Here is a 15,509-nt window from a genome sequence, read left to right as displayed (position 1 = left end):
CTGGAGGAGGATTAAATCGCTCCAACCGCTTTGCCAGCGGCTTCAAACATACCCAATATCTGATCAACTTGTTCGGTCGTGTGCTCGGCACAAAGCGAACAACGCAGCAGGGTCATGTTCGCCGGTGTTGCTGGTGGCCGCGCCAGATTGACGTAAAGGCCTTCCGCGAGCAGCGCCTGCCACATCATCGCGCCGCGTTCGAGGTCCGGCATGATTACTGCGATAATCGCACTTTGCGCTTCCGGCGTGCCCAACTCAAACCCTAGATCACGCAAACCTTTATGAAGCTTTTTGCTATTTTCCCACAAATGCGCGCGCTTGTTCCCGCTGTGCATCAGCTTGCGGATTGAGGTACTGGCGGTTGCCATCACACTGGGTGGTAGCGAGGCGGTAAACACATAGGGGCGGCAGACCAGCCGCATGATTTCGAATTTTGGGTGGTTCGACACACAGAAACCGCCGACGGTTCCGACGGATTTGCTGAATGTCCCAATGATGAAATCGACGTCGTCGATAACACCTTGTTCTTCGCAAACACCTCGGCCATTCTCACCGATAAAGCCCATACTATGCGCTTCATCCACCAAGGTCATGGCGCCATTTTCCTTGCAGACGCGGATCATTTCTTTCAGTGGCGCCACGTCGCCGAGCATCGAATAAACACCTTCGAGCACAACCAGTTTACCAGCATCGGCTGGCAGGCGTTTCAGACGCTTTTCTAATGCTTCGACATCATTGTGGCGGAACGCGACAATCTCGGCGTTGCCCATGGCGCAGCCATCATAGATGGATGCGTGGCTGTCGATATCGAGGATGACATATTCGCCTTTGCCAGCCAGCGCTGAGATAATTCCCAGATTGGCCTGATAGCCAGTGGAAAAGACCATCGCATGGTCCATGGCGTAAAATTCCTTAAGCGCCTCTTCGCAATCCTTGTGCGGGCTGTATGTGCCGTTGAGCACACGACTACCGGTCGTACCAGACCCGAAATCCTTGAGCGCCTGAAGTCCGGCCTGCTGGACGTCATCATCAAAGGTCATGCCCATATAATTATAGGTGCCAAGCAGGATGGTTTCCTTGCCATTGCATACGGCAACGGTGGGTGATTTCACTTCTTCCATCACAAGGGAGAAAGGGTCTTTCACGCCAGTTGCGAGCAATGTCTCGCGTTCCTGAATTAGCGGATCATATTTACTTAAAAGATCGGTCATTTATGTCTCGTATTTTCATCGGCCTGAATGGGTTAACGATGATAGTGCTACTGATCCATCAGCTTGTTAACAGCGTCGGCAAGTTGGCCAACTGTCTCGATTTCGGCCTGCATGTTCATCGTGATAATGATATCGAATTCGTCTTCCACCGCCGCGACGAAATCCATCACGGTCAGGCTGTCCCATTCCAGGTCACCAGCAAAGGTGGTTGCATCTTTCAGTTCAACGCCCTTGTTGTTGAAAGGTCCGATCAACGCTTCAACTTTGGCCATAATTTCTTCGCGACTTGCCATGTTTAATTCCCCAATATTCCGGCCTGCTTCATTCCAAGCAACCTTTGCCAATATGAAGTCCCCATTGGCAAGCGAATAAGGCCGAAACAGGGCACAAGAATGGGGATATTGACCGTAACTTGCCCAATTGCGCCGATTATGTCACTCTCGCGCTGCATCGGGTCGCGCCTTTGTGGAGGGTGAAACATGACCGAGGACCGAAAATGGCCGGATGAAGTCATCCAATTGTTGCGCACGACCCAGCAACATCACGTGCAACTCAGCTTGATGGCTGACCATAAGGCTAATATGTTGATTGGTGCCACATTCGTGGTTTTCACTCTCGCCATCGGGCAAAGCCATGCAAGCAGTTTTTCTTTGCCTTTGCTCATACTTGCGATTTCAGCATTTTCTGCGGCAGGTCTGGCGGCGATCGCCGTCATGCCAGCGACAAAAATAAGGGCGGATGCCAATCCCAACATGCTGTTTTTTGGTGCGTTTTCCAAAATATCGGAAGACGAGTTTAAAGATCAGCTTTTGTCAGAGAATTTCGTCGATCAGGAAACAGTTTATCGCACAATGCTGCGCGATATCTATCAAATGGGTGTGGTGCTGGAGCGCAAGAAATATCGCTATCTGGGCCTTGCATACCGGGTGTTTCTGCTCGGTTTGTCAATGACTTTCGTAACATATCTGGCGGAGCAGTTTGCCGGACCACTACTTTAAAGTTAGGTCTGTTTCCAGCTGAGCCAGAGTTCTTCAATCGCCCAGACAACACCGCCGCGCATGGCACCTTGCGATTTGTCCGGATGTAAGTGAAAGCGGCCAATTTCCCGAAACCAGGTTTCGTAGAATATATGCAGCTCCATCCGTGCAAGATGCAGGCCGAGGCAGGTATGAATGCCGGACCCAAAAGCACCATGGCGATAATTTTTACGATCTATCGAAACGGTCATGGGGTCTTCGTTGAGCTTTTCTTCCCAACCGATCATTGCGAGGGGACAGATAATTTTCTCGCCCTTGGACAGTTTCTGACCGCCCAATATGGTGTCTTCATTAATCTGGCGAGGCAGGTTGACGAAGCTGTATCGGCGGAGCAGTTCTTCAGTAACATCTGGGATGCAATCGGGATTGTCGATAATCCGTTGCTGCAGGGCCGCATTTGCAGCCAGATGCTTCATGCTGAAGCTGAGTGCATTGACCACCGTGTCCAGACCCGCAAGGAACAGCAAATGTGCGATGGAAAGCAGTTCTTCGAACGACAGGGCGCGTCCGTCAATGTCCGACTGGATGATATGGCTCATCATATCGTCTTTTGGGTCTGCCTGACGCACCTTCACAAATTCGGCTAATATCCCAACGATTTTTTGCTGCACCGCTACGGCTTCTGGCGTACCGGCCAGAGCAAAATTCTCGTTCACGAGTGCGCGAAATTCATCGAACCGCTCCAGCGGCAATCCGAGCATCTCCATAAAAACCGATACCGGAAACCGTGAACCGACTGCGTCAATAAATTCACACTGCCCATCATCCCTTACTGCACCGACGAGCTTATCCGCCCATTGCTGAATTCGGTCCTGCAGGGGGGCAATTGCTTTTTTCTCGAAAAACGGCCGCATCATTTGCCGGTAAGGACGATGTTCCGGTGGGTCCAGAGACAGCGGGATTGTTTTGGGAATGTTTTCTATATGGGGAATCGAAAAATTCTGGTTGGAAAAGATGTTCGGTTTGCGCAACAAATCGATCATCATATCACCGTCGGTAACAATCCAATGTCCACCGTTTTTTGGAGTCCAGAACAGGGGAGGGGCTGTTTGCTTCAGTGCCAGAAAGGCATCATGAACATCAACCTTGATCGCTGGTTCGGCATATATATCGAAATCATGAGTGGGCACGTCGTTGCGTACCGTAGCATTGCTTTCCATAAAATCATCTCCCAGCGCTCAACTATGCGCCTGTTTAGCGGGGATGACAGCTAGTGATTTTAGGAGGCGTCAGAGCCAGTCGTTCTGACGATACCATTTTGCAGTGTCTTTCAGCCCCTGCCGCGTTTCTATTTGGGGTGTCCAAAGTTCGGGCGGCAGGCGTTTGGCCGGGTCGACCGTCCAGTCGTCGTGGCAGAAATAGTTCACCCGGTCTTCGGTTAGTTTGGCTTTGTCGCGACGAAAAAACCGATCAGCTTTTACGCCCAGTTCAAGCAGAAATCTGGGTGTTGCTATAGGTTTTACCCGTCTGCCAATTGCCCAGCCAACGGCTTTTGCGAAACTGGTCTGGGTCCAGCCGCCGGTTTTACCATCGTCAACTTCGAAGATTTGGGCGGTCAGATCTTCATGCTCGGGAATAATCGTCATCAAGGCGCGAGACAAGTCATCGACATGAATGGCCGACAGCCGCCCGTCCGCATCTGGGGGCAGGGTGATGAAGCCCGTTTTTGCCATCTTGAACAGCTCCAGCATTTCGCCGTCTCCAGGGCCGTAAATGGCTGGTGGCCGAATGATTGTCCAATCGAGTCCGCTTGATGCGACGATCTTTTCTGCTCTGGCCTTGGTGTCACCATAGATCGAGAGCTTTGGCAAAGTAGCCGCGAGTGATGAGACGTGAATGAAGCGCTTGCATCCCGCCTTCTTGGCAGCCTCTACAACCGCTAACGTGCCAGCCACATTGCCAGCTTCAAATCCTTCGCGGGTAGGCGCATTTACCACGCCAGCAATATGGATCACCACATCGGCGCCCGTGCATAACACGCTGAGACTTGCCGGGTTGTCCAATGCGCCGCGCACCCATGTCACATTGGGGCGGTCATCCTGTGTCTGGCGGGTGAGGGCGCGTACTGGAAAGCCGGCACGCACGGCCAGGTTGAGCAAGTGACTGCCCACAAAACCGGTCGCACCGGTTATTGCCAGAGTTTGTTTCGTCCGCATGCAGTTACCTGTCCATGCCCCGCTTCACACCAGCACCATCTGGTTCCGGTGTACAACAGCGCTGCGCGGCGCGTAGCCGAGCAAGGCTTCAAGTTCCGAACTGCGTCGACCGATAATCTTCGCACAATCCAGCGCATCATATTCAGCCAAGCCACGCGCGATTACCCGGCCATCTGAATTAGCAATCTCAACGACGTCGCTGCGTTCAAATTGGCCTTCGATGGCAATGATCCCGGCGGCCAGCAGGCTGTTTCCTTCACCCAATGCTGTTGCTGCACCACTATCGATCGTGATTGTTCCCTCTGAGGTCAGGCGACCACCCAGCCAGCTCTTGCGAGCATTGGCATTGCCGTTGGCTTTGAACAGAGTGCCTATATCGGTCCGGCAATAGCGCGCTAGCGGGTGGTCTTCCTTGCCGGATATGATCGATAACTCGATGCCGGCAAGATTGGCAATCCGGGCAGCTTCAAGTTTTGACGTCATGCCGCCAGATCCAAGGCCTGAAGAAGATGAACCATCCGCCATCGCCATTATCCGTGCATCAACTTGCTCGACCAGGCCAATAAACTGGCCTTCTGTCTCGCTGCCGGTGGTGCGGTCATACAAGCCGTCTACATCAGACAGGAGATAGACATGATCGGCAGACGCAGCTTGCGCCACCCGCGCGGCGAGCCGGTCATTATCGCCAAAGCGAATTTCGTCCGTCGCGACGCTATCATTCTCGTTAATCACCGGAACAGAACGATTTTCCAGCAGTTTCTCTAGTGTAGCGGTCACATTGAGATAGCGTTTGCGATCTTCCAGGTCATCAAGCGTAAGCAGCATTTGGGCTGCGGTAATTTCATGTTCCGCCAACAATTCTGACCACAGGCTACTCAGCGCGATCTGGCCAACAGAAGCAGCCGCTTGCGCGTCGGCCAGGCTGGATCGCCCCCCTTTTTCGAGACCAAGCTTGCGAGCGCCCAAGGCAATTGATCCAGAAGATACGATAATGACTGACGCGCCTTCCTGATGGCGTTTCGCTATATCGGCAACGAGTGTCTGGAGCCAAGACCGGCGCACCGCTGCATCGTTGCCAACCAATAGCGACGAACCGATTTTTACGACTATTATATCGTTGGGAGCTGTGGTCACAGTGGTGACCAGTCCGCTTTTGCCCCCTCATCGCCGTCGACATCAATACCGCTGGCGAGTTGGTCTTTCTGTTCGATGGAGCTGTGGCCGCCGACTGCTTCGAGCACTTTGTTCAACACGGCGTCCATACCTTTGCCGGTTGCGCCGGACAACGGCAGCACCTCGGTAGCACCAGCCGCTCGAAGATCATTGGCAATCGATTCCATTAATTCATCGTCAAGCAGATCAGCCTTGTTGAGCGCCAATATCTGAGGTTTCTCAGATAAGCCACCGCCATATTGTTCGAGCTCCTTGGTCACTGTTTTCCATGCAGCCACGGGATCATCGCCGGTTGCGTCGATCAAGTGGAGCAGAACCTTGCAACGCTCGATATGGCCGAGAAAACGATCCCCGATGCCAGCGCCTTCTGCCGCACCATCGATCAAGCCAGGAATGTCCGCCAAGACAAATTCACGGCCCTGATGTTGCACTACGCCCAATTGCGGATGGATGGTGGTGAACGGATAAGCGCCGACTTTGGCCTTTGAATTGCTGACAAAATTAATCAGTGTTGATTTGCCTGCGTTTGGTAATCCCACAAGGCCGGCATCTGCGATCAATTTCAGCCGCAACCACACCGCCGCCTCTTGACCCGGTTCGCCCGGTTGATGCTGGCGCGGCGCACGGTTGGTAGAGCTTTTGTAGCTGGCATTCCCGCGACCGCCAATACCACCCTCGAGGAATAGCTCCTCCTGGCCTTCCTGCGTAAAGTCGAGCAGGACATGTGCCTTGTCCTCGGACAACACCTGTGTGCCGACTGGTACCTTGATGATCCGGTCTTCTCCGCCTGCACCCGTGCGATTGCGGCCAGCGCCACCTTTGCCGCGTTGCGCCTTGAGATGCTGGGTATAGCGAAAGTCGATCAATGTGTTGAGGCCTTCGACGGCCTTGAAGATAATGTCGCCGCCTTTGCCACCATTACCACCGTCCGGGCCGCCATATTGAATATATTTTTCTCGCCGAAAACTGACAGCACCGGGCCCGCCCTGGCCAGAGCTTACATATATTTTGGCTTGATCTAAGAAATGCATGATTGTGCATTTAGGGAAGGGAGAACGGAATAGCTAGGGGCTTGATTACCCAGTTCGATCTCCTTGGTAATCAACGGCAGTTTTCACTCGGCCGCCTGCAGTTGCTCCATTTGTGCCACGCGCGGATCGTTGGGATAGACCCAATCTTCCCCGATGACCTGATCAACGGCGAGATGCTCCGGCACATTGTCGAGGCCGATCATTTTGTCGCAGCTCTGGTGAAAGCTGTAGATGCGCGCTTCCTGATAACTGAGCGGCACGCTTTTAAATCCGTCGCTTTCCATGGATTTCTGGATCATCTCGCCAAATTGCGTGTCTTCGAGGATGATCGGGCTCATGTCGCGGCCATTGGGCTTACTCTCGTCCGGCACCGTCCACAAGTCTGGCGCTGGACCATCGCTCCAGTCCAGCGCCATCGTGACGAGTTCCAACCGGGTCGTGTTGAGCCCGGTTGGCCAGAAAACCAGTGGCGGCACAAAATAATTGGATAGCGGTGACACCCAGTTTGGGAACATGGTGTAGCTTTGCGTGCAAGTGCGGCCTAATTCGCCGACCGTATCAATTTCCTGCCATTCCGGAGGAGAATCAACGGCCCGGACATGCTCGCGGTCGGTTTCCTGAGGGGCAGGGGCCAGCATCCGGGCATGGCCGTTGGGGAAGATAGTGTTCACATTACGTTTGCTGTCAACCAGAGGTGCGACGGTGGTGGGGTGGATGAAGGGCACATGATACACCTCCATGTTGGCCTCCATCGCAACCTTCCAGTTGCAATTGAGGTCGAAGCTATGTCGTGCAGCCAGTCTGATCTTGTCGAACTGAAACTCTTCCCAGTCATTCCAGACCGGACCAAGCCATTGTTTCAGCGGCATAGCGTCATTGTCAAAGTTCACAAAAATCACATTGCCCAGCATCTCGCATTTGACCGGAATGAGGGCGCGGCAGCTAAAGTCGAAATCAGCTGGGAAATCCTGTTTTTCGGGTACACCGACCAGTGTTCCATCGGTCTTGTAGGTCCAGTTGTGATAACCGCACATCAGGCGCGGCGAGCGACCCTTTTCCTCGGTTACTACCGGTGCACCGCGATGTCGGCAGGTGTTATAAAACGCCCGGACTTTGCCATCCATGCCGTGAACAATGACAACCGGCGTGCCGGTATTTTCCCACTTCATGAAGCAGCCCGGTTCGGGGATTTCATCAATGTGAGCCGCGAACAGCCAGCTTTTCTTCCAGATATGCTGTTGTTCCAAATCAAAATATTCACGGGAGGTATAACGCCCCGCGGGAAGATCGGGCAGTTGTGGAAATCCGTCCGGCGGAGCGGAGCGCGATGCTTCCCACTCCATCAGACGTTTGATTTGCGCTATATAGGCGGGGTCCATTGGCATCTTTTATTCATCTCTCCCAATGATGCTGCATGACATGGCGAAGACAGCGCAGTCGATTGGCAATTGTGATAAAAGAGAGTTTTTGCTGCGATAATAGCAAAATAGATAGCCTTTACCGCAGGTCCTATGGATATTGGCCCTTGCCACGCGGTCCCGTGGCGTGACTATAAGATGTTCTAAGAGTTATGGTTTACGTAGATGTAGTGACAAGTATCTGTCTGAGGGAGGACATGTTGAACATTAAAAAGGATTTAGAGGGTTTACCGGAAAGCGCCAAAACCAATCACTCCGACCTCACCCATCTGAAGTTTGCAGCTCATATTGCAGAGCAAAACCGGTTGCGCTCCCGCTTTTTTAATGACCTTACACTTGGTGATCCTGTTTGGGATATCTTGCTAGACATATATGTTTCTGAAAAAACCGATAAACCAACGACAATTGATGCCATTTCCAACCGTCTGGAGACACCAATCTCCCTATGCTTAAGATGCATAGACTATCTTCTGGAGCGCGATGCAGTTTTTGTTAATCGCAATCGCTATATGGCACCGCAATTTCTCTATCTTGCCAGTGAGAAAACCAAGAAACAAGTTGCTGCATGGCTCGACAACTGTCTGGCATCATTACCATAATCTTTCTTTATTCGTAAAATTCAGATCTGACTGTGCTAGGTCCGGACCAGGTCCATGCTTATTGCTTTTACCGATGCTGATGTTCGGTCATGTACATCAAGTTTGGTGAATGCCCGTCGCATATAGCTGTCGATAGAGCTCTCGGACAATCCCAATATGGTGCCAATCTCGGAATTGGACTTTCCCGTGGCGGCCCACGCGATGATCTGCATCTCCCTTTTGGACAATGATTTGTCTATCCCATAGAGATCCGGCGTTAATTGGCAAAAACGCAAATGTGCCATTTGTGCGAAAATGTGAAATCGCAAACCGGCCTCACGGTCCATCACTTGTTCGTATTTGGGCCTGCCGAAAGATGCCAGTCCGTTGCGGGACTGCGGACCGAAAAGAGGGAATATCCAACCCTCATCCATATCGAAGCTATTCGCATCTTGCTTCAGATTCTGGAATGCCTTCGCGCTTTTTGTAAAATTTGCAATTTCAGTCCAGCGAAATGCCGCACCCTTAAGAAGGCTGTTCTCGGTTGTTATATGGCCCTGTTTGATTAAGCCGATCATTGCAAATTTCTGGAAATTTTCGGTTGAAATACCCGCATATCTGATGATGGTTTCAGGGTGTGTTGGTTTTCGATGCGGTGGAGGGCAAGCATAGATAGTAGCGCGAAACCCATATTTTCGTGCAATTTCGAGAATATATTTCCAAAGCTCAACGGGACTGCCGCACCGGTCCAAACTACCAATCTCATCAAAGGTCAACATTGGTCCTCGCTTTTTACACTCTGAAACATATCTTCAGTTCTATCCTTGGTCTGCCACGCAATCACGTGACGCTGATTTACGGCACTGGACACCGGTCTAGTTCACTGGGTCTGTTTAGTAGTTTGCCATCAACTTGCTGGACTTTGTTCGTCAGACCCCACAAATCTGATAATTCACTGTTCTAATTTGGATTATTTCACAGCATGTTAGAAAATGTGGTCAAGTCATAATTTACCAGACAAAAGGTTTTGGTGCTTCGGCATTCGCGTTTTCCCAGATTGATGGTTCAATCGATTGAAAGCGAACTTCAAGTCATCGGAACGAGGCAAAATTTTACTCGGTAAAATCCCCTAGCAATCGCCAATGTTGACAGAAGCGCCCCATTATAGCTATTAAGTATCCACTGGATACATATAAACATGCGAAAAATTTAGAAGGGAAAATCATGCCCCCCCATGAAATAGAAACACGATTTGGAACATCGCGGCGCAGGTTACTTGGTGCATCGATGGTAGGTGCTGGCACAATGCTTTCTGGTCTTGGCGCTAGCGCAACTGGTGCAACACTAAAATCAAAAGGCAATATATTGCTGAACCGCGTTCCTGACCTGCCAAAAGGGCTTGTGGATGCGGTGAACTTCCCGCTGATCGAGGCCATTCACGGCCGGCGGTCGCGGCGCTTTGCCCGCGGCGCATCCATCTCTGAAGGGCCGCTGGCTTATACGTCCAAACAAAGCCCTGAAGCCCTGTCGGAGCTGGAGCAGATGCTATTGTTGACCACTGTCGCAGGCAATACCGGCTGGTCAAATCTGATCCCCCATAATCCCAACTATCTGCCGCATATCCCCAACTATGCCGGGGCTGCGGGCGGCCGGACATTTCCGTCCTGCGCGGGGTTCCAGATTACCGAGTTTTTCTACACTGACGACAACGGCGTATATTTTCTGCCCACCCGCGACATGCCAGCGACCAGTGCAACCAAACCCAATGGCGAGACTGATCTCAAAGCCTATCTGGATGCGCATAAATCGCGGATCGTGAAGATTGCCGATGGCCGTCTGAACATACCCACGCGGCCGGAACATATGGAGATGCACAATGAATGGTGCGCCAATGTGCCGGGCAGCACGATGATCTTTCCGGTCGCAGATCTGGCGCAGCATATCATCATGGCGCTTTGCTATTTTGTTCAGGGCGGTGTGTGCATCTATGATGATATCAACAACCGCCCGATCCCGGGTCTGGAAAAATTCAAACATCTGGTTGACCTGGAGAACCCGTACCCAATGACTTATGTCGAGCAGGTTAGCGCGAATGAAGTGACGGTCGAGCTGTCCTGTTCCTGCTATGCAGGCGCACTGATGCTGCAGGCCATGGGTCTAGGAGGCTGGATGTATGACGGGCTCAATCCGTTCAGCGTGCTGGGCGCGAGCGGCGATCCCGACGTACCCGGTCTGGGCTTTCGCTTTGACATGTTGCCCGATGAACCCTTGCCGCATGTCACCGGACTGGAGGGCATATTGGAAGGGCATTGCCAGCCCCATTTCAAGAATATGCGCGCTGCGGTTGAGTCCGTGGTAACCCGCAAATTTGGCAAAGGCGGCCCGTTCAACAGCGCGACGCCCGGTCACTATAAAGAGACCGATGCCGTTCGCCGCAGTGCTGCGCCAATCAATGACGAGTTTATCGATTGCGTGGCGACGATGGCTCAATATGTGCAGGATACCTTTGGCCGCTTTCCAGCCAAAGTGCCCGCGATTCTGACCCTGATGTACCTTCAGGCGCACAAGCTCGATACCGGCTTTTATGACACCTATTTCGATCATGGCGCTTATCTGAAAACCCACGCGGATCATTACAAAAACTGGGCTTCGGCCTGACGCGCTTCAAAGGAAAACCGATATGTTACGCAAAAGCCTTATGTTGGTCTACGCCTTGGGTGCCTATATTCTCAGCATGGTTGCGCTTGTCTACATCATGGGTTTTCTGATCGACTTTGGCGTGCCCAAGGGAATAAGCGGTGCAGGCGCAAAGGATGGCGAATCCTTTGCGCCTTGGCCCGCCATAATTATCAACACAGGGCTAATCGCGCTTTTCGGTCTGCACCATTCGATTACCGCGCGGACATCGTTTAAACGCTGTTGGACCAGGATCATCCCCGCGCCCATAGAACGGGCAACCTACCTGTATATGACCGTAGCCATTACCGCGCTGCTGATCGGCTTCTGGCAACCCATTCCGATCACGATATGGCATGTCCAATCCAGCCTGGCGGCGGGTTTCATCTATGCAGGATATATCAGCATATGGGCGATGATGGTCGCGGCCACATTTCACTTTGGCCATTTTGGATTTCTGGGCCTCGCGCAGGCCTGGCAGAATTTCCGGAATATCAAATCCGCGCCAGCCAACATGACCGCGCGCTATCTTTACGCGCTGGTCCGCCATCCGATCAGCCTCGGCTGGATGGTCGCCCCGTTCCTGACGCCGCATTTTACCGTCGGTCATCTGGTTTTTGCGGGCGCTACTCTTGCTTACATCTTGTTGGCAACGCCGTTTGAAGAAGCTGATTTGATTGAAGAGATAGGAGAACCCTATCGCGACTATCGTGATCGTGTGCCGGCTTTTGTGCCGTTTGCCAAACGCCCCCCTGTTAAAACTGTTCCGCAACGCAAATTTTGACCGCTAATCCGACAACCGGATGTGGCATCATTCGGTTGGACTTTTTCCAGTGGTCCACAGGGGTTGAAGCGCTTCGTCTGGTGCCGGCCCCAGGCCTGAGACCGCGAGCAGTTCATTGATAAATTCTTCATCCGGACGGGCCTTGAGCGTGCCTGAGCTGTGCAGTCCGACGCCACCATGAACAAGCATCCAGTAGCGCATCACAGCCCGGCGCTTGTCATCGTCGCTACCTTTTTCAGGCGCGAGCACCGCTATTGACGTCGCGATCATCGCATCGGCACCGCTGCGCAACTCGGGCACGTTTTCAAACTCCGCGTAGCTGCGGTTCATCATGATGGCATAGAGGTGACGGTGGTTCAGCGCGAAAGTTGCATAGGCACGCACAAATTCCGCTGCATTTTGGGTCTTGCCGAGTAAGGCGGAAAGCTCATGATATCCAATGGCGGCGACCGCCGACAACAAGGTGTCCTTGTCGGCAAAGTGATTGTAAATCGCGCGGTGCGCCACACCGATTTTTGTCGCCAGAGATCGCATGCTAAGCTTCTCGGCGCCTTCTTCATCAATCCGCTGGCGCGCCAGGTCGAGCACCGCCTGGCGCAAATCACCATGATGATAGTTATCGCGGCTTTTTTTGGTCAAGCTGCCGCCTTCGAAACGTGCCAATCGACCTGCATGGTCGCCACCTCTGTTTCGGTTTCGTCACGCATGGAAACTTCCACAGCGAACTGGACCTTTCCGGCGTCATCAAGCTCACTCAATAAATCAGCTGCAGGCTGGGACAGTTTGGCGAAAGCCCAGATGGGGCCTTTCGCCACTTTGACGTAGCGGATGGACGCACTGGCGGCCACGGGTCTCACCGCCATCAACACGGAGATAAAACCTCCGGCCATCGCTGCACCGGATGCCGCTTCACCGAGTGTAAACAGCGCACCAGCATGCTGACTTCCGATATGATTGAGTGTAACATCCTGCGCCGGGAGCAATGTTTCGCCGACACCATCTTCTATTGAAATCAGTTCAACCCCGGTATGGGTGGCGAATGGAACAGTCTGGGAAATGCTTTCCCGTATCATGTCATATGGTGTCATAGCGGCCCTTATATATCCGGTGGATATATTTATCTCAGGCAACTGCGATATTGTCAATCAAAGACTTGTGTAACTGCCGCGTTGGGCCAGATCTAGTCCAGATCCGTGGTTGACCTGATCAAGCGGCACTCACCCTCACCGGGATCGCGCTTTGTATGGCCTGACCGGTAATCGGATCGAGATAGTCATTGTCCACAATCAATCGATTGGTCGATCCGCCCTTGGTCATCACGTCATCCTTGCCCGCCTCGCTATCGCCAAAGGCGTGGCTCATCGAGATAACGCCCGGGCGAACTTTTTCATCCGCCTTTGCCATGCCGAAGATGGATGCGCTGGGAGAGGTGATTTCGATGATGGCGCCATCGCTAATCCCCGCTTTGGCCATATCTTCAGGATTGATGAACGCCGGATTGGTCGGCATTTTCTCAACCAGTTTCGGGAAGGGATGGCCGTTGCTGTTGTAGCGATGCTTGGACCGGCGTGAGATCAGGCGGAAGTCAAAGCCATCCTTAACGGGGTCATTGGCCGCGTAATCGATCAACTGGCTCGGCATGGCACCTGCGTTAAGGTCGAAGCGGTTTTCGCTGTCCGGATCGGCCGGCCCGACAATCGGGTGCAGCTCGTCGTAAGTGATCGCCGCGCCCTTGCGTTCGAGCGCCGCCGCATCCGCTTTGGCCTTGCTTGGTTTGAGCAATGAGCCTTCGGAAATCAGGTCGAGAACGGTCGCCTTGTCGGGACATTCATCCATCGAAACGGAGCCGCCGGGATAGTTCATTTCAATACCCATATGCTTGGCGAGCCACCAGAGCATTTCATATTCGTCCATCGTGTCACCGGGTGGCGGAACCATGGCCTCGGTATAATGGGCATAAGCTTCCTCGGTGAAGGCATCGGAGACGTTGTTAATGTCTTCGCGTTCCAGGCACATGCTGGGCGCCAGAATCATGTCGGCGCGTTTGGCGCTGGCGGACATCCAGGGGTCAACCTGAATGAACAATTCACATTCTTCGAGTGCGCGACGGACCTTGTGCTGATCGGGGAAGGCAATTTCGGGGTTGCCACCAATCGAGATCAGCGCTTTGATCTGGCCTTCTCCCGGCGTTAAAATCTCGTCAGCCAATACATTGCATGGCATTTCTTTGCCCAGATGACCGAGGCCACGAATGCGGGACTTGGGAAAACCTTCGCCGAACATCGGAACAGGCGGAGCAACTTGTGCTTTTTTTGGGGCGCCGCTGACGGGATTGAACACCATCGGGGCGGAGACCCTTTCGCCTTCCTGATTGAAACGGGCGCATAATATGTTGAGCGATGCCACGAGATATTCGGTAAGCGTGCCATTACCCGCCATTTCCGGACCCGTTCCGGTCACGACGCGGCCTTTGTTAGCGCCAGCGAACATGCGCGCGGCTTTGATCAGTTCGTCCTTGTCCACGCCGGCGCGCTTTGCGGCAACATCGGGCGTCATCGATTTGACCGCTGCTTCCAGCTCTTCAACGCCATCCACATGGGCCGCGACGAAATTCTGGTCGAACAGCTTTTCAGCGAAAATGACGTTGAGCATGCCAGCGAGCAGGGCAGGGTCCTCGCCCGGTTTTACCGGCAGATGGACGTCGGCCCGCCGGGCCATGTCACTGACGCGCGGATCAGCGACGATTAACTTGAGCCCGCGTTCCTGTGCGTCCTGCAGACCGCGAGAGGGAGAAGATGTCGGCATGCCGCCGGAATAATGCGATACGATCGGATTGTTGCCGACAAACATCGCCACGTCTGAATCGGTGAAGGCATTGCCGCCACCCATCCACATGCCATATCGCGCGGTCGTGAAAACTTTTGCGGGCTGGTCAACGGTGACGCTGGTGTACCAGTTGCGCGAGCCGATTCCCTGCGCAAAAGCGTAGGATGTGCCAAGCACAGCACTGTTCTGAAACGCGTTGGTGCCGCAATACACTGCGATGCTGTGGGGACCGTGCTCTTCAACCATTTTCTTCATCTGTGCGCCTGCAAGTGCCAAGGCGTCTGCCGTTGCAATGTCCTTGAACGTGCCGTCTTTCTGACGGATTTTACTGGTGATCATCCGGTCAGGCAGGTTGTGCATATCGGTGAGTTGACGACCTTTGATGCAGGTATAGCCTTTGAAGAGATGATCTTCCTTGTCACCGCGCACCGCGACGACCTTGTTATCCTCAACATCAACCAGCATCGCACAGCTGGCATGACAGAAACGGCAAAAACTTCTCTTGGTCTCGACGGCCATAATATTCTCCTAATGCCGCGGAGTTTATCATGGGCTGCCGCTGGCGCGACTGACAAAACTGTTTGGATCATCCGGCAGGAAACCGCCGGTGTCGGTGCGT

15 protein-coding genes are annotated in these 15,509 nt (G+C 53.1%); 4 read left to right on the top strand and 11 right to left on the bottom strand.

What is annotated here, in order from left to right; translation table 11 throughout:
* Positions 1-11: 11 nt before the first annotated feature.
* Both spt and ACO6S1_RS19085 read right to left on the bottom strand, forming a co-directional pair.
* Entirely contained in the window at positions 12-1,211 is a 1,200-nt protein-coding gene (gene spt / locus ACO6S1_RS19090) for a serine palmitoyltransferase (RefSeq protein ID WP_422344123.1), read from the bottom strand.
* A 47-nt stretch (positions 1,212-1,258) separates the two neighbouring features.
* Positions 1,259-1,504 (bottom strand): acyl carrier protein, encoded by a 246-nt coding sequence (locus tag ACO6S1_RS19085; RefSeq protein ID WP_422344122.1) that lies wholly within the window; start codon positions 1,502-1,504, stop codon positions 1,259-1,261.
* A 186-nt stretch (positions 1,505-1,690) separates the two neighbouring features.
* Here ACO6S1_RS19085 and ACO6S1_RS19080 point away from each other — a divergent pair, with 186 nt between their 5' ends.
* The gene (locus ACO6S1_RS19080; RefSeq protein ID WP_422344121.1) at positions 1,691-2,209 is read left to right on the top strand and encodes a Pycsar system effector family protein; all 519 of its coding nucleotides are present in this window, start codon (positions 1,691-1,693) and stop codon (positions 2,207-2,209) included.
* 2 nt (positions 2,210-2,211) lie between these two features.
* Here the strand turns inward: ACO6S1_RS19080 and ACO6S1_RS19075 are convergent, their stop codons facing one another.
* The 5 genes from ACO6S1_RS19075 to ACO6S1_RS19055 all read right to left on the bottom strand — a co-directional run bounded on the left by ACO6S1_RS19075 (position 2,212) and on the right by ACO6S1_RS19055 (position 7,993).
* Positions 2,212-3,408, bottom strand: a complete 1,197-nt coding sequence (locus tag ACO6S1_RS19075) for a cytochrome P450 (protein ID WP_422344120.1) — start codon at positions 3,406-3,408, stop codon at positions 2,212-2,214.
* Between the two features lie 69 nt (positions 3,409-3,477).
* Positions 3,478-4,404 carry an NAD-dependent epimerase/dehydratase family protein gene (locus ACO6S1_RS19070; protein ID WP_422344119.1) on the bottom strand — a complete coding sequence of 309 codons (927 nt, stop codon included), beginning with the start codon at positions 4,402-4,404 and terminating at the stop codon, positions 3,478-3,480.
* Positions 4,405-4,428: 24 nt separating this feature from the next.
* Entirely contained in the window at positions 4,429-5,538 is a 1,110-nt protein-coding gene (proB, locus tag ACO6S1_RS19065; protein ID WP_422344118.1) for a glutamate 5-kinase, read from the bottom strand.
* A complete protein-coding gene (gene obgE / locus ACO6S1_RS19060) occupies positions 5,535-6,608 on the bottom strand; it encodes a GTPase ObgE (protein ID WP_422344117.1) in 1,074 nt (357 codons plus the stop codon). The genes proB and obgE overlap by 4 nt, the downstream gene beginning before the upstream one ends.
* Before the next feature lie 83 nt (positions 6,609-6,691).
* The gene (locus ACO6S1_RS19055) at positions 6,692-7,993 is read right to left on the bottom strand and encodes an aromatic ring-hydroxylating oxygenase subunit alpha (protein ID WP_422344116.1); all 1,302 of its coding nucleotides are present in this window, start codon (positions 7,991-7,993) and stop codon (positions 6,692-6,694) included.
* Positions 7,994-8,223: 230 nt separating this feature from the next.
* On the opposite strand from ACO6S1_RS19055, the gene ACO6S1_RS19050 reads away from it, so the two are divergent.
* Positions 8,224-8,625 (top strand): hypothetical protein, encoded by a 402-nt coding sequence (locus tag ACO6S1_RS19050; RefSeq protein ID WP_422344115.1) that lies wholly within the window; start codon positions 8,224-8,226, stop codon positions 8,623-8,625.
* A gap of 35 nt (positions 8,626-8,660) precedes the next feature.
* On the opposite strand, the gene ACO6S1_RS19045 is transcribed toward ACO6S1_RS19050, so the two are convergent.
* A complete protein-coding gene (locus ACO6S1_RS19045) occupies positions 8,661-9,383 on the bottom strand; it encodes a LuxR C-terminal-related transcriptional regulator (RefSeq protein WP_422344114.1) in 723 nt (240 codons plus the stop codon).
* 445 nt (positions 9,384-9,828) lie between these two features.
* Here ACO6S1_RS19045 and ACO6S1_RS19040 point away from each other — a divergent pair, with 445 nt between their 5' ends.
* Together ACO6S1_RS19040 and ACO6S1_RS19035 are read left to right on the top strand one after the other, a co-directional pair.
* On the top strand, positions 9,829-11,262 hold the full coding sequence (locus ACO6S1_RS19040) for a hypothetical protein (protein WP_422344113.1): 1,434 nt from the start codon (positions 9,829-9,831) through the stop codon (positions 11,260-11,262).
* A gap of 22 nt (positions 11,263-11,284) precedes the next feature.
* On the top strand, positions 11,285-12,064 hold the full coding sequence (locus ACO6S1_RS19035; RefSeq protein ID WP_422344112.1) for a methyltransferase family protein: 780 nt from the start codon (positions 11,285-11,287) through the stop codon (positions 12,062-12,064).
* Between the two features lie 27 nt (positions 12,065-12,091).
* Here ACO6S1_RS19035 and ACO6S1_RS19030 read toward each other — a convergent pair whose 3' ends face one another.
* The 3 genes from ACO6S1_RS19030 to ACO6S1_RS19020 all read right to left on the bottom strand — a co-directional run bounded on the left by ACO6S1_RS19030 (position 12,092) and on the right by ACO6S1_RS19020 (position 15,409).
* On the bottom strand, positions 12,092-12,703 hold the full coding sequence (locus tag ACO6S1_RS19030; protein WP_422344111.1) for a TetR/AcrR family transcriptional regulator: 612 nt from the start codon (positions 12,701-12,703) through the stop codon (positions 12,092-12,094).
* Positions 12,700-13,152 (bottom strand): PaaI family thioesterase, encoded by a 453-nt coding sequence (locus tag ACO6S1_RS19025; RefSeq protein WP_422344110.1) that lies wholly within the window; start codon positions 13,150-13,152, stop codon positions 12,700-12,702. The genes ACO6S1_RS19030 and ACO6S1_RS19025 overlap by 4 nt, the downstream gene beginning before the upstream one ends.
* Positions 13,153-13,270: 118 nt before the next feature.
* Positions 13,271-15,409 carry a molybdopterin-containing oxidoreductase family protein gene (locus ACO6S1_RS19020; protein WP_422344109.1) on the bottom strand — a complete coding sequence of 713 codons (2,139 nt, stop codon included), beginning with the start codon at positions 15,407-15,409 and terminating at the stop codon, positions 13,271-13,273.
* Positions 15,410-15,509 lie beyond the last annotated feature (100 nt).

The organism is Parasphingorhabdus sp. (assembly GCF_965233695.1).
Classification (GTDB): domain Bacteria; phylum Pseudomonadota; class Alphaproteobacteria; order Sphingomonadales; family Sphingomonadaceae; genus Parasphingorhabdus.
Note: the sequence above shows the minus strand (reverse complement) of the source record. Positions and strands in the feature narration are given on the sequence as shown.

Bases quoted from the DNA above. Each gene is read 5' to 3' on its own strand.
- ACO6S1_RS19080 (WP_422344121.1), top strand. From the start codon at position 1,691: ATGACCGAGGACCGAAAATGGCCGGATGAAGTCATCCAATTGTTGCGC.
- ACO6S1_RS19085 (WP_422344122.1), bottom strand. From the start codon at position 1,504: ATGGCAAGTCGCGAAGAAATTATGGCCAAAGTTGAAGCGTTGATCGGA.
- spt (WP_422344123.1), bottom strand. From the start codon at position 1,211: ATGACCGATCTTTTAAGTAAATATGATCCGCTAATTCAGGAACGCGAG.
- ACO6S1_RS19025 (WP_422344110.1), bottom strand. From the start codon at position 13,152: ATGACACCATATGACATGATACGGGAAAGCATTTCCCAGACTGTTCCA.
- obgE (WP_422344117.1), bottom strand. From the start codon at position 6,608: ATGCATTTCTTAGATCAAGCCAAAATATATGTAAGCTCTGGCCAGGGC.
- ACO6S1_RS19075 (WP_422344120.1), bottom strand. From the start codon at position 3,408: ATGGAAAGCAATGCTACGGTACGCAACGACGTGCCCACTCATGATTTC.
- ACO6S1_RS19040 (WP_422344113.1), top strand. From the start codon at position 9,829: ATGCCCCCCCATGAAATAGAAACACGATTTGGAACATCGCGGCGCAGG.
- ACO6S1_RS19045 (WP_422344114.1), bottom strand. From the start codon at position 9,383: ATGTTGACCTTTGATGAGATTGGTAGTTTGGACCGGTGCGGCAGTCCC.
- ACO6S1_RS19020 (WP_422344109.1), bottom strand. From the start codon at position 15,409: ATGGCCGTCGAGACCAAGAGAAGTTTTTGCCGTTTCTGTCATGCCAGC.
- ACO6S1_RS19050 (WP_422344115.1), top strand. From the start codon at position 8,224: ATGTTGAACATTAAAAAGGATTTAGAGGGTTTACCGGAAAGCGCCAAA.
- ACO6S1_RS19035 (WP_422344112.1), top strand. From the start codon at position 11,285: ATGTTACGCAAAAGCCTTATGTTGGTCTACGCCTTGGGTGCCTATATT.
- ACO6S1_RS19055 (WP_422344116.1), bottom strand. From the start codon at position 7,993: ATGCCAATGGACCCCGCCTATATAGCGCAAATCAAACGTCTGATGGAG.
- ACO6S1_RS19070 (WP_422344119.1), bottom strand. From the start codon at position 4,404: ATGCGGACGAAACAAACTCTGGCAATAACCGGTGCGACCGGTTTTGTG.